Genomic DNA, 14,116 nt, shown 5'->3' with positions numbered 1-14,116 from the left:
GACTACTTTTGATCCAGGTTTAAACTTATTACGATATAAAATTTTTTTTCTCTGCATTACTAGCATTGATTAGCCCCAAAGAAAAAAGACACCGCCTGGTGTCTTTTTTGCTTTTATGAGTTTTCCGTTTTATATGTTATTCCTGCCAACACGAGACCCGCTATCGGGCATGCCTAATTATCGACCTGTTACCTGTTCAAATATTCCAAGGTGTCAACCTGTTCCAGGATAATATAGAAGTTGCTTTTCCTTTTACCATCCTACGTTCATCCTACGTTTATGAACGTAAGATGAACGTAGGATGGTAAAAGGAAAAGCGAATATTCAACGATAAATATCAATGAGGCTTAAGCGAAAGAAGCTGCAACTTCTTCTATCTTATATTCCAGGTTATAGAAAGACAGCAATTTTCTGATCACTGCTTCCACCATAGCATCAGGGCAGGATGCGCCGCTGGTGAGCATGATGGTAACCTGTTCCTGGGTTGGGAGGAAGGAAGTGCTATGTAATTCCTGTTTGTGGTGGAAATCCCAGTGATGTACTTCATTGGCTGCCACTAGTTTCTCTTCTGAGGAGATGAAATACGTCGGCAGTTTTACTTCACAGAGTTCCACGAGGTGGGAGGTATTTGAGCTGTTATATCCGCCTACTACGATAGCCAGATCTGCTTCTTCCTGGAGCAGGCCCGTTACAGCGGTCTGGTTATCATTGGTAGCATAGCAGAGGGTATCGCGGGTATCGGCAAAGCGTTCATTAACGTTGTCAATAGTCAGGCTATACCTGTCCATGATCACATTTTTGATGTAATCGGCGATGGCCTGAGTTTCAGTAGCCAGCATGGTGGTCTGATTGACAACGCCCACCCGCTGTAGGTCTTTTGTAACGTCGAAGCCGGGAGAGTATTGGCCGTCGAAAAGTGTATAGAACTCTTCAGGGCTTTTCTCGCCGGTGATGAAACCTGCCAGTATTTGCGCTTCTTTCATGTCTTTCACTACAACCGTCGGCGTATTGCTGCGGCTATGGGAAAAAGTAGCGCGTGTTTCTTCATGACCAGGTTTACCGTGCACAATAACAGTATAGGCTTGTTTACCGATCTGCTCTGCCTTATTCCATACTCTTTCAACGAAAGGGCACGTAGTATTATACTGCAGAGGTGCGATACCGAGGGAGCTGAGTTTTTCCTCAATTTCCAGGGTAGTACCGAATGCCGGGATGATCACAATATCTTCAGGAGTGAGGCTCTCCCATGATACCAGCTGTTTGCCGGCAGTATCCATGATGAATTGAACACCTTTAGCCAGCAGGTCATTATTAACATGCGGGTTATGTATCATTTCACTGAGCAGGAAGATGCGTTTATCAGGATGTTCCTCAACTGTTTTAAAGGCTATTTCGATAGCATTTTCCACGCCATAGCAAAAGCCAAAGTGGCGGGCCAGTAATATTTTCAGCGGACCAAAATCCAGTACTGTCGGAGTAAAATCTTTCTTCATGCGGTCCTGTTGCTTACGACGGTTTTTGATGGCCGTGATCAGTGGACTGCGATATATGATAGGAACGTTAAATGTTTTCATCTGGCGGCGAAGTTACATATTTTGAATGGCAGGCATACAGTGCCGCTTATTCCTGGCTCATTTTCTTTAGCCAGGCTCTTTCTTCAGGACTCAGGCTTTCGATGCCATTATCATTGATTTTGTCAAGCAGCTGATCCAGGCGGAGTTGTTTGTTTTCTTCAGGACTCGGCTTTACGACTTTCAATGGAGATTTCTTAGGTTTAAAATTGCGGCGTCTCCTGACTGTGGCGCGGGTCGGTTTGTTGAACAGCCAGATCAGAGGATGACCGAGGTCGGTGCCGTTATTAAGGAACTGGATATAGACAAAACCGAAAAGAGCGCCGCCCATATGTGCAACGATACCGCCGATATTCCCCTGAGTAAGAGAAACGAGATCCAGGATGATTACTATAATAGCCAGCCATTTTAACCGGATGGAGCCGATGAAGAGCAGTCCGATCTCATAGTTTGGTAATTTGGTGGCGCAGGCAATAAGGATAGCCATTACTGATGCAGACGCGCCGATCATGGGCACATTCAGGCCGCCGAAGGCGAGGTTATACACCAGAAGGTAGGCTGCGCCTCCAGCAATACCTCCCAGCAGGTAGAGTGGTAAAACGCGCTGATTACCAAGGAATGAGCGGAAAATATTGCCAAACCAGTAAAGATTCAGCATATTAAAGAAGATGTGGAGAATGTCAAAGTGTGTAAACATGTAAGTGAGTAATCCCCAGGGCTTTTTCAGGAAAGCAAGCACATTGGAGTGCAGGGAAAGATTGTCACTTAAAAAGAGGGAAATGAAACCGGTAGATGGAGCAATTTTGCCAGTCAGGTACACAATTCCCAGGACAAGGAAAACAACTACATTCCAGAAAAGAAGAAGGTTAATGGTGTTTCCTTGTCGAAGCCAGTAGCGAATATCAGCGCTGAATGAGGTCCCGTTCATAGTTGAAAATTAGTACAAAATCCGCAATCGGAAGTCTATTTAACATTACATTTTTTTTGCCGGAATAGCCGCCATGGACCATCCCGGATGGAAGAGGTTGCAAGGCCGTAAAACGTGCGAAAAAAGGTGGGATTATAATGTTTATTAAGTATCTTTGCCGTCCAATTAAAACTTTCGGGCACAAAATCCGGGAGAATTTTATTTAAAAGGAGGAACCAAATTTTGGCAGAAAACAACATTACTAACGAACAAAACGCTGAACAGCAGGCACCTGCAGCAGCAGCTCAGGAAACAGCGACAACAAAGGCGCCTGTTGTAGAAACCGCTCACGATGACTTCGATTGGAGCGTAGACAAACGCAATGTATCATCTTACAGCAAAGATGAGAAAGCGAAGTACGATGCAACGTACGACAACACTTTCAAAGTGATTGAAGAAAACGGTCTGCTCACTGGTACTGTAGTTGGTTTAACCAAAACAGATGTAGTGATCAACATCGGCTTCAAATCTGACGGTCTGATTTCGCTGAACGAGTTCCGCGATCTGCAGGGTCTGAAAGTTGGCGACGAAGTAGAAGTACTGGTAGTTGAAAAAGAAGACCGCGATGGTAACCTGCACCTGAGCCGTAAACAAGCTCGTCAGCAACGTGCATGGGAAAAAATCGTGGAAGTTTACAGAACCGGCGAAGTGGTTACTGGTACCGTTACCAGCAAAACCAAAGGCGGCTTGATCGTAGACGTTTATGGTATGGAAACATTCCTGCCAGGTTCTCAGATCGATGTTAAGCCTGTTACAGACTACGACCAGTTTGTAAGCAAAACAATGGAATTTAAAGTGGTTAAGGTTAACGAAGCCATCAGAAATGCCGTTGTATCTCACAAAGCGCTTATCGAAAGCGACATCGAACAGCAGAGAGTCGATATTATCTCCAAACTGGAAAAAGGCCAGGTTCTGGAAGGTACTATCAAAAATATCACCGATTTCGGCGCATTCATCGACCTGGGTGGTCTGGATGGTCTGCTGTACATCACCGACATCAGCTGGGGTCGTATCTCTCATCCAAGCGAAGTACTCCAGATGGATCAGAAGATCAATGTGGTGGTACTGGACTTCGACGACGAGAAAAAACGTATCAGCCTTGGTTACAAACAACTTACTCCTCACCCATGGGATACCCTGCCTGCACACATCACTGAAGGTGCGCGCGTAAAAGGTAAGGTAGTTAACATCGAAGATTACGGTGCATTCCTGGAAATTCTGCCTGGCGTAGAAGGTCTGGTACACGTATCTGAGATCTCTTGGGCTTCTACTCCTATCAATGCTAAAGAATTCTTCAAATTAGGCGAAGAATACGAAGCAGTGGTAGTGACACTGAGCAAAGATGAGCGTAAGATGAGCCTGTCTATCAAGCAACTGACAGAAGATCCTTGGGCTACTATCGAAACTAAATTCCCGCTGGACAGCCGTCACAAAGGTATCGTGAAGAACATCACTCCTTATGGCGTATTCGTTGAACTGGAAACTGGTATTGGTGGTATGATCCATATCTCTGACCTGAGCTGGATCAAACGCTTCAACCACCCAAGTGAGTACACTAAAGTGGGTAGCGAAATCGAGGTAGTAATACTGGGTATCGATAAAGATAACCGTAAACTGAGCCTTGGTCACAAACAAATCGAAGAAGATCCTTGGAACACATTCGAGACTATCTTCCCGATCGGCTCCGTTCATGAAGGTACAGTAGTGAAGAAAGACGAAAAAGGTGCTACAGTTCAGCTGCAGTACGGTCTGGAAGCCTACTCTCCTGCTCGTCACCTGCGCACAGAAGATGAGAAACCAATCAACGTTGAAGATGTGAAAGAATTTATGATTATTGAATTTGATCGCAGCGAAAAACGTATCCTGGTATCTCATACAAGAGTGTGGGAACAAGCTAAGAACGAAGAAAAAGAAGCAGTTGCCAAAGAAAGAAAAGCAGACGCTGACAAAACTCGTAAAGCAGTGAAAACAATCCAGAGCAAGGTAGAAAAAGCTACCCTCGGCGACCTGGGTGCACTGGCTGAACTGAGAGAGAAGCTGAAGCAGAACGAAGGCGACGAAAAGAAAGGTGAATAAGCTTTTTTAGGTTGTTGAAATATAGAAGGGTGTTCCGAAAGGACACCCTTCTTCTTTATTATAACCTGGAGATCCGATATAGATGAGTCTGAATGCAGCGGAAGCTGCTTTTTTTATTTAAGGATAGCGTTCTGCCATTACTAGTCCGCATTTACGGCAATCAAAAGCGTGGTCTAAGAGAGCAGAAGATCCGCACTATCATCTCAAGCATAGCCATTATTAGCTTTTCTCCTGAAACTGATGTGAAATTATGACATAGCGAATAGTGAAAGTCGTAGATCTCTTAGTAGGTAAATCGAAGACTTGAGTAAAAACATGGTATAATAAAATCCCGGTCACGTCTCGCAACCGGGATCAGTAAAAATATAGTGAATAGCCTTAGTTATTCGCCATCCTATCACTCTTATAAGATAGGTATATCGGTGCCTAATAAATTGATAACGAAGTTAAAGCGTTTTAGCTATTGCGAGCAGGGTGCTTCTGCATAAAAATGGTGCTGGATTATCCTAACTTCTGAAGTATAGCATCGTTGAAATCAAGTAATGAACCCAGCTGTACGTCTGCCAGTGCATAGCGTTTATTTTCACGGTTATGTGCTTCAGGCACAACGACCGTTTTCATGCGGGCTGCTTTGGCAGCAGTCATACCAGTTACAGAATCTTCAAAGGCAACACAATCCAGTGGAGAACTACCCAGTTTTTTTGCACAGGTTAGATAAACTGCAGGGTGAGGCTTACCGTGAGACTCAAATTCAGCGGAAGATATTGCCTGAAAGCGGTCCCGGATACCCATATGATCCACCGCAGATTCAATCAGGCGGAGTGGGGAAGAAGAAGCCAGTCCTATTTTGAAGTTCTTTTGAGTGAAGTACTCCAGGATATACTCCAGTCCTTCCATAGCTTCACCTTTTGCCATTATCTTAGCAATAACAGCATCGATTATCTCATTGGTTACCTGAAGATTATCCTTGCCTTCCCATTTGAAGTAATTCTGCCAGTAGTCTACTACCTCTGCTGTACGAAGTCCGGTAGTATGGCTGGCTAGTTCCGGGGTCAGCGCAACGCCGACTGTAGCAAAAACTTCTGTCATTGCTTCACCCCAAAGTGGCTCAGAGTCAATCAATAACCCATCCATATCAAATATCACCGTATTTATCATGCTCTTTACGTTTAATCTGCGCCGCAAAGTTACGACAGACGGGTCAGAAAGTAATATCTGTTGCCGCCAGGCATAAATAATAGTTATGCCTTATAATCACAGGTTATGGCGTCCATTACCGGCAGGTGGCGGCTATCCCCTGTGCAGCCTGCCATAGCGGGGAATCAGGTGAAATTACTATTATCAGGGCTGGTCAATAGGTATCTACTAACATACCCCGTAAGCGGTCAAAATACTTTTGGAAATCTCACCCAGATGTATAACTTTGTAATAGTCTACTAAAGTAATGGGGAATATAGGAATCGAGTGTAGTAGAAGATGAGGAGGCGCAGATGTATAAGAAGAATGATCAACTAAGAATCAAACAATATATACAGGGCCTCCGACAACAGTGTACGGAGGCTTTGTGTTTTATATCTGATCAGGAAGTATAACATTTTAATCTCTGATAATTTACCACCAAGAAAATATTACTTATGCAAAGCTTCAGAACAGAACTGGAAAATCCCGTCGTTGAGAGAGATATCATAGAGCTGGAGAAGAAGATCCGTCTATTCCGTGAAGGACAGATACCGGAGGAGAAGTTTCGTAGCCTGCGTCTGGCAAGGGGTATATATGGCCAGCGTCAGCCTGGTGTACAGATGATCCGTATCAAGTTGCCTTATGGTAAAATGACGCTGGAGCAGTGGAAACGTATTTCTGATGTCTCAGACGAGTATTCAACCGGTAATCTCCACCTGACCACCCGTCAGGATATCCAGATACACTTTGTAAGCCTGGATAAAACGCCTGAGTTATGGAGCAAACTGGATCTGGATGACATCACGATTCGTGAGGCTTGTGGAAACACCGTTCGTAATATTACCGCTTCTGACAGAGCGGGCATTGATCCGCAGGAGCCGTTTGATGTAACGCCTTATGCTGATGCAGCATTCCGTTATTTTCTGCGTAATCCTGTCTGCCAGGATATGGGGCGTAAATTTAAGATGTCCTTTTCCAGCAGCGATGCTGATACCGCCTGGTCATTTATGCATGACATGGGAGCGATTCCAAAGGTACGGGTGGTAAATGGAGAGGAAGTACGTGGATTTAAGGTGCTGGTAGGCGGCGGATTGGGAGCACAGCCTTACCTGGCGCATGTAGCGCATGAATTTCTGGAAGCTGACCAGCTTATACCATATATAGAAGCCGTATTGCGTGTGTTTGACAGGAATGGTGAAAGAGCGAGCCGTCATAAGGCGCGTATGAAATTCCTGATTCAAAAGATTGGATTTGAGGAATTTACCAGGCTGGTAGCAGAAGAGTATACTGCCAACAAGGTAAAGTCATTCCATGTGGATGCAGACAACTGGGCAGATCCTGAGTTGCCGGCAGCAGATGCGGTAATTCCTGCTTACACAGTGAAAGATGCCAAAAAGTATGAAAGCTGGAAAGCAACGAACGTATTTCGTCAGCGTCAGGCAGATTACTTTGCAGCTTATGTACGTGTACCATTGGGTAATATCAGTTCAGTCATATCGCGTCAGCTGATCGAAGCATTGAAACCTGCGGTCGCTAATGACGTAAGAGTAACTGCCAATCAGGGCCTGTTGCTGAAATATATTCAGCCTGCACATCTGCCATACGTGTTCAGTGCTTTAGAGGCAGCTGGGTTTGCAGAGCCGGGATTTGATAGTATTGCGGATATCACAGCCTGCCCGGGTACTGATACGTGTAACCTGGCAATATCCAGCAGTACTGGTATTTCAACCGCACTGGAACTGGTAATACAGGAAGAATTTCCGGATCTGGTATATAATAAAGATATCAAGATCAAGATCAGTGGTTGTATGAACTCCTGCGGTCAGCATGGTATTGCATCTATCGGTTTCCATGGCTCTTCTTTGAAGAGCGGTGGAAAGGTATTACCTGCTTTACAGGTATTACTGGGTGGAGGCATCGTAGGAGACGGTGTAGGTCGCGTAGCAGATAAGGTTATTAAGGTGCCCAGTAAAAGAGGCCCTGACGTACTGCGTTACCTGCTGAGAGATTATGAGGCAAACGGCCAGCAAAATGAAAGGTTCAATGACTATTACGATCGTCAGGGTGAAAAATACTTCTATGATCTGCTGAAACCATTGACTGATCTGGGATCCCTGATCGATGAAGACTTCGTAGACTGGGGACAGGGCGATAAGTTTGCTACAGCTATAGGTGTCGGGGAATGTGCGAGTGTGGTAATAGACCTGGTAGCTACCTTATTGTTTGAAGGAGAAGAGAAACTGCAGCTGAGCAAGATTGCGATGGACGAGCAACAATATGCTGACAGTATCTATCATTCTTATTCGACATTTGTTCAGACAGCTAAAGCACTATTGCTGGGTGAAGGCGTGAGCTGTAATACTCAGACCGGTATTATCAATGACTTTGATAAGCATTTTATAGAGACAGGTAAATGGTCCCTGGAAGGTAGTTTTAAAACACTGGTTTTACAGATCAATCAGAATGAACCTACAGAGAGTTTCGCCAGGGGTTATCACCAGCAAGCGGCGGATTTTTACCAGCAGGCACATACATACAGGCAACAAACAGCTGCGGTGACAGTATAAGTTATCAACAGCGGTTATCACATTTTAAACGTACACTATGCAGAATATACATCCGAAACTAACATTGGTAGGCGCGGGGCCCGGTGATCCGGAGCTGATCACAGTAAAAGGCCTGAAGGCAATTCAACAGGCCAGAGTGATCCTGTATGACGCACTTTCCAATAACGAACTGCTTGAGCATGCGTCTAGCAATTGCCTGAAGCGTTTTGTAGGAAAACGTGCGGGTATGCATGTGTACTCACAGGACGAGATCAACCGTATGATTGTGAAATATGCTTTAACATACGGCAGTGTAGTGCGACTGAAAGGAGGCGACTCATTTGTATTTGGCCGTGGCCAGGAAGAGATGGCGTTTGCCCAGCAGTTTAATATTGATACTGAAGTGATTCCAGGAGTTACCAGCGCGATCTCTGTGCCGGGTATCAACAAGATACCAGTTACAGCAAGAAATGTAAGCGAAGGTTTCTGGGTCCTGACAGGTACTACACAGAGTGGGAGCTTATCCCGAGACCTGGCTTATGCTGTTCAGGCAGATACGACCGTGGTGGTATTGATGGGGATGGGCAAATTGGATGAAATCTCAGCAGCATATGTAGCGCAGGGTAAAGGAAATGTGCCGGCAGCCATTATTCAGAACGGTACTATGCCCGATCAGAAGGTAGGCATCGGTAATGTGTCAGATCTCAAGGCGATTGCCCAAAGGGATAATCTGCGTAATCCTGCCATTATTGTAGTGGGAGAGGTCGTTCGATTCCATGAAGCTTTCCAGACCGTGCGCGAAAAGATCGCAGAAGAGTTAAAAATTGCAGTATAACTGATATATTACAGATGACGGAATGTAGTATTCTTATGGATACTGCATTCCGTCATGCTGTAATTCGTAATTTGGACTATTATGGAAGAAAATCATCTTTTCCCGGTATTTTTTAAGTTGAGCCGCTTACATGTACTGGTAGTGGGAGGAGGGCAGGTTGGCTTTGAAAAGGTCAATGCCCTTCTGGAGAATTGTCCATCAGCAAATATTACTATTGTGGCTACCTGGTTTCAGCAGGAGCTGATTGACCTGGTGAAAGACGCTCCTAATGTGGAGCTGATACAGAAGTCCTTTTCCTGCGGAGATATGCTGGGGAAAGATCTGGCTGTTGCAGCCACTGCCGATGCAGAGTTAAATCAATATGTGTGGGAGAAGGCAAAATGCAGCAGGGTACTTATTAATGTGGCAGATACGCCTGAGTTATGTGATTTCTATCTTGGTTCTATTGTTCAGAAAGGACAACTAAAGATTGCTATTTCGACTAACGGAAAGTCGCCTACCGTGGCAAAACGCCTGAAGGAAGTGCTTCAGGAGGTGATTCCTGGTTCTATTAATGAAGTACTTGACAAATTGCAGGTGATCAGGGACCGCATTAAAGGCGATTTTACGGAGAAAGTGAAGGAGTTGAACCGGATCACAGATGTTTTAGTCAGAAAAGATTAGCCCCTATATACCATTATAACCTAAATACACCTGGTTAACTCCTCCCTGATGATGTTCCTGTTCTTAAAGGAATACGGGTGTTAATATTTGTTTTGTTTCAGTTAAAATACTATTTGACTTTCGATCTCTTTCAAGATGTTTTCAGTACTTATCTATAGTATTATAAATAAAAATATGTATGATATTTCAGGTTAATGGCTGTGAAATATCATACATGATTCCTATTTTTATGATGAAATCATGATAGATGATTGGAATATTTGAACAAATGACGTGATTGTTTAAAATATAATTATATTTATAATATAACAATCTTGAGTTTATGAGAACAGTTCCGAGAAACAGATTTAGCCGAATGGTAATTAAGAGAGCCTGGTATAGTGATCATGTAGCATTGCCGGTACAACAGCATATATCTATTGTAAAAGATCAGACTGTAAAAATTTTAAAACCAACCCGCAGCGCAGTACTATCCTATGATTACCGGCTAAGAACGGGTACTGCTCTGTAAAGATACAGGAATGCCAAAAGGGTAAACCTTCAATTCATAAAAGTAAGCGGTAAAAGGCGGGGAGGTCCTATGACTAGGGTCAGCAAGGCCAACAAAAATTTTGACCTCGCAGTCAGGGATACACTGAGTTTATTCCCCCGCCTTGCGCCGCGCCTAATAGTAAAAATATTCCCGCTTCCCTGAAGTATATACCTTATACTGAGAGGCCCAAAAGGGGCCTCGCTAAGGTATTCTCCGGCAAGCGTAACAAAAGGTCTTTTAGTTTTATCAACCAGAATCGTATCGCAAAAAGCGAGTATGTAGATTGCACCCTTTTCCAGGGGAGCAAACTTTCAACAAAATCTGAATCGCAATGCGACCACCATTAAAACACAATAACGAATGGATGGCTATTACAACAAATGAATCTGCTTTTTATCCTAAACCATTCAAGGAAAAACGGAGAAGATCTTAGTGAAGCAAGGTCCCTGGACAATTCTACAATTGCATGCCGGAATCCCGGGAGGGAGGTAATCTCCTTTTCTTCGTTTTTCCTGTTATTGTTTGCCCTGATGTATATTTGGCCCCTATGAATCTATCTACTGCTGAAACTCATCAGCTGATTACAGCTACCGAACAATTCGTAAAGAAAGAACTGGAAGGCGCCGAAGGCGGTCATGACTGGTGGCATATTTACCGGGTATGGAAACTGGCAGGTACAATTGCTGCTGGTGAACAGGTAGATATGCTTGTTGTAGGTTTAAGTGCCCTATTGCATGATATTGCTGACGCCAAATTCCATGATGGGGATGAATCTGCTGGTCCGCGGAAAGCCAGGGCATTCCTGGAATCTCAGGGCGCTGCACCAGCTGTTATTCAGCATGTTGTAGACATTATAGAGAACATTTCCTTCAAAGGAGGGCATAATAGCGGGGGATTCTATTCTCCGGAATTAGGTGTTGTACAGGATGCCGACCGGCTGGATGCAATTGGCGCTATCGGTATTGCCAGAACTTTCAATTATGGAGGTTTCAAGAACAGGGCTATGTACGATCCGTCAATTCCACCTAACCTGAATATGACCAGGGAACAGTATAAAAACAGTACCGCTCCTACCATTAATCACTTTTACGAGAAGCTTTTACTGCTCAAAGACAGGATGAACACTGCTACAGGACGTAGACTGGCCTCCGAAAGGCATGCTTTTATGGAAACATTCCTGGAGCGGTTTTACCAGGAGTGGGAAGGGGAGAGTTAATATTATGACAGCCACCGGCGGACAAGCTTCTTGTCCGCCGGTGGCTACATTTTATATCTTAAAGGAATAGTGCTCTCAGCTCTTCTGCATCCTGCGGTTTCATTTTCCCACTCAGGATCAGCCTTAGCTGGCGTCTACGCATAGCACCTTCATACAGCTGCTTTTCTTCTTCGGTATCCGGAATGATCTGAGGTACCAGCCTGGATTTGCCATTAGGGTCCAGCGCCACGAACGTCATAAATGCCTCATTGGATTTATACCGGTATTGCTGTACCGGATCTTCTCCCCACACACGCAGGTGTACTTCCATGGAGGTAGAAAAAGCCCTGCTCACTTTCGCTTCAATATGTACAACGTTGCCCAGCTTAATGGGAGTCTCGAAAGAAATATTATCTACGGAAGCGGTCACTACGGGAGCACTGCAATGTTTCATGGTGGCCAGAGCGCCGGCTATGTCCATCCAGTACATAAGGCGGCCTCCCATTAGATTGCCGAAAGTGTTAGTATCATTTGGCAGTACCAGTTCCGTCATCTGGATCACCGAGTCCTGCGCACGCTTGGGCGTTAATGTCATATGCTGATTTATTACGGCGGCAAAATTAGCAAGAAGTTTGCTGACAGGCGCAAGAAATGCCACGCCCCGATAAGTATTTCCAAAATGATAAATTTATGATCTCAAATTTGGCCTATAATTAACTTGCTTTGAATCTGTTATATGTTTTAGAATGACAAAATGTGAAAATGTGGTTTGGGAGCACTTCAAATTTGTCTTAGCTTTGCATGACCTTCGGAAGTTATTTTTACTTGACTGGTTACATCAAAAGTCGTCCGGCACTTCTCTTTAGGTCAAGTATATCTACAGAATTTTTAGATCTTATGGCAAAATATATCTTCGTTACGGGAGGTGTGACTTCCTCGTTGGGTAAAGGAATTATAGCTGCCTCGCTGGCAAAATTGTTGCAGGCTCGTGGCTTTAGAGTGACAATTCAGAAATTTGATCCATATATCAATGTGGATCCGGGAACATTAAACCCTTACGAACACGGTGAGTGCTTTGTAACTGAAGATGGCGCAGAAACAGACCTGGACCTTGGACACTATGAGCGTTTCCTGAACACGCCTACTTCTCAGGCGAATAATGTGACAACTGGACGTATCTATCAGACTGTTATTAACAAAGAACGTGAAGGCGCATACCTGGGTAAAACCGTACAGGTAGTGCCGCATATCACTGATGAAATTAAACGTCGTATTCTCCTGCTGGGTAAAGACGGTAAACATGATATCGTTATTACCGAGCTGGGTGGTACTGTAGGTGATATCGAATCCCTGCCTTATATAGAGGCAGTTCGTCAGTTACAATGGGAACTGGATGAGCAGGATTGCCTGGTTGTACACCTTACCCTCATTCCTTACCTGCGCGCTGCTAAAGAGCTGAAAACAAAGCCAACACAGCACTCTGTTAAGATGATGAGTGAAAACGGCGTACACCCCGACGTAATCGTGTGCCGTACGGAAGAGCCAATGTATAATGATCTGAAAAAGAAAATTGCGCTGTTCTGTAACGTAACGCCTGATGCCGTTATTGAGGCTACAGATATGAGCACCATTTACGAAGTGCCGCTGGAGATGCTGCGCGAGAAACTGGATGTGATCTGTATGAAAAAGCTGGGTATTCCTATTGAAAAGGAACCAGATATGACCAAATGGCGCGCATTCCTGGATAAACTCAAATATCCTAAATCCAAAGTAACGATCGGTCTGATCGGAAAATACGTTGAACTGCAGGATGCTTACAAATCTATCCTGGAGTCCTTCATCCATGCCGGCGCAATGAATGAATGTAAAGTGGTAGTACAGAACATTCACTCTGAGTTCCTGACACAGGAAAATGTAGCTGAAAAGCTGCGTAACCTGGACGGTCTGCTGGTAGCTCCTGGCTTTGGCCACCGTGGTATTGAGGGTAAGATCGTGGCTATTCAGTACGCCCGTGAAAATAACCTGCCATTCTTTGGTATCTGCCTCGGTATGCAGATGTCGGTAGTAGAATACGCTCGTAACGTAATCGGCTGGACTGATGCACACTCAACCGAAATGAACCCGGATACTGCTCACGCGGTAATCGGCCTGATGGAAGAGCAGAAGAAAATTACTGTGAAAGGTGGTACCATGCGTCTGGGCGCTTACACCTGCGAACTGATCCCTGGATCCAAAGCTGCTACCATCTATGGTAGTACCCAGATCAGCGAGCGTCACCGCCATCGCTATGAGTTTAATAGCCAATACCTGGCTGACTTTGAAAAAGCTGGTATGGTGCCTTCCGGCCGTAACCCGGAAAGCGGATTGGTTGAAATGGTGGAATTACCTGATCATCCTTTCTTCGTAGGCTGTCAGTTCCACCCAGAACTGAAAAGCACCGTGGAAGCTCCTGCTCCGCTATTCGTACACTTCATAGCAGCTGCCAAGCAGTATGCAGAAGATAAGACCAATAAGGCGAAAATTGCAGAAGAAAAGATCGCACATCAATAATA

Annotated in this window: 10 protein-coding genes; 6 read left to right on the top strand and 4 right to left on the bottom strand. The window is 44.6% G+C overall.

Annotation, left to right across the window (positions count from 1 at the left end; translation table 11 throughout):
- Positions 1–347: 347 nt before the first annotated feature.
- Positions 348–1,574 carry a 4-hydroxy-3-methylbut-2-enyl diphosphate reductase gene (locus K1Y79_RS12665; RefSeq protein WP_220250399.1) on the bottom strand — a complete coding sequence of 409 codons (1,227 nt, stop codon included), beginning with the start codon at positions 1,572–1,574 and terminating at the stop codon, positions 348–350.
- Positions 1,575–1,620: 46 nt separating this feature from the next.
- Positions 1,621–2,499 (bottom strand): rhomboid family protein, encoded by an 879-nt coding sequence (locus tag K1Y79_RS12660; protein ID WP_220250398.1) that lies wholly within the window; start codon positions 2,497–2,499, stop codon positions 1,621–1,623.
- Between the two features lie 222 nt (positions 2,500–2,721).
- Here K1Y79_RS12660 and rpsA point away from each other — a divergent pair, with 222 nt between their 5' ends.
- Positions 2,722–4,614: a 30S ribosomal protein S1 gene (gene rpsA, locus K1Y79_RS12655; RefSeq protein WP_220250397.1), complete on the top strand. Its 1,893-nt coding sequence runs from the start codon at positions 2,722–2,724 to the stop codon at positions 4,612–4,614.
- A gap of 501 nt (positions 4,615–5,115) precedes the next feature.
- On the opposite strand, the gene hxpB is transcribed toward rpsA, so the two are convergent.
- On the bottom strand, positions 5,116–5,772 hold the full coding sequence (gene hxpB, locus K1Y79_RS12650) for a hexitol phosphatase HxpB (protein ID WP_220250396.1): 657 nt from the start codon (positions 5,770–5,772) through the stop codon (positions 5,116–5,118).
- Positions 5,773–6,248: 476 nt separating this feature from the next.
- Between hxpB and K1Y79_RS12645 the strand changes: the two genes are divergently transcribed.
- The 4 genes from K1Y79_RS12645 to K1Y79_RS12630 all read left to right on the top strand — a co-directional run bounded on the left by K1Y79_RS12645 (position 6,249) and on the right by K1Y79_RS12630 (position 11,585).
- Positions 6,249–8,360 (top strand): nitrite reductase, encoded by a 2,112-nt coding sequence (locus tag K1Y79_RS12645; RefSeq protein WP_220250395.1) that lies wholly within the window; start codon positions 6,249–6,251, stop codon positions 8,358–8,360.
- A 37-nt stretch (positions 8,361–8,397) separates the two neighbouring features.
- A complete protein-coding gene (cobA, locus tag K1Y79_RS12640; RefSeq protein WP_220250394.1) occupies positions 8,398–9,174 on the top strand; it encodes a uroporphyrinogen-III C-methyltransferase in 777 nt (258 codons plus the stop codon).
- 81 nt (positions 9,175–9,255) lie between these two features.
- Complete coding sequence (locus tag K1Y79_RS12635) at positions 9,256–9,837, top strand: precorrin-2 dehydrogenase/sirohydrochlorin ferrochelatase family protein (RefSeq protein WP_220250393.1); 582 nt, start codon at positions 9,256–9,258, stop codon at positions 9,835–9,837.
- Positions 9,838–10,916: 1,079 nt separating this feature from the next.
- Positions 10,917–11,585: an HD domain-containing protein gene (locus K1Y79_RS12630; protein ID WP_220250392.1), complete on the top strand. Its 669-nt coding sequence runs from the start codon at positions 10,917–10,919 to the stop codon at positions 11,583–11,585.
- Positions 11,586–11,643: 58 nt separating this feature from the next.
- Here K1Y79_RS12630 and K1Y79_RS12625 read toward each other — a convergent pair whose 3' ends face one another.
- Entirely contained in the window at positions 11,644–12,159 is a 516-nt protein-coding gene (locus tag K1Y79_RS12625; RefSeq protein WP_012794180.1) for an acyl-CoA thioesterase, read from the bottom strand.
- Positions 12,160–12,461: 302 nt separating this feature from the next.
- Here K1Y79_RS12625 and K1Y79_RS12620 point away from each other — a divergent pair, with 302 nt between their 5' ends.
- Positions 12,462–14,114, top strand: a complete 1,653-nt coding sequence (locus K1Y79_RS12620; protein ID WP_220250391.1) for a CTP synthase — start codon at positions 12,462–12,464, stop codon at positions 14,112–14,114.
- The last annotated feature ends 2 nt before the right edge of the window (positions 14,115–14,116 follow it).

Origin of the sequence: Chitinophaga rhizophila (genome assembly GCF_019492185.1) — a bacterium.
GTDB classification, from domain to species: domain Bacteria; phylum Bacteroidota; class Bacteroidia; order Chitinophagales; family Chitinophagaceae; genus Chitinophaga; species Chitinophaga rhizophila.
Note: the sequence above shows the minus strand (reverse complement) of the source record. Positions and strands in the feature narration are given on the sequence as shown.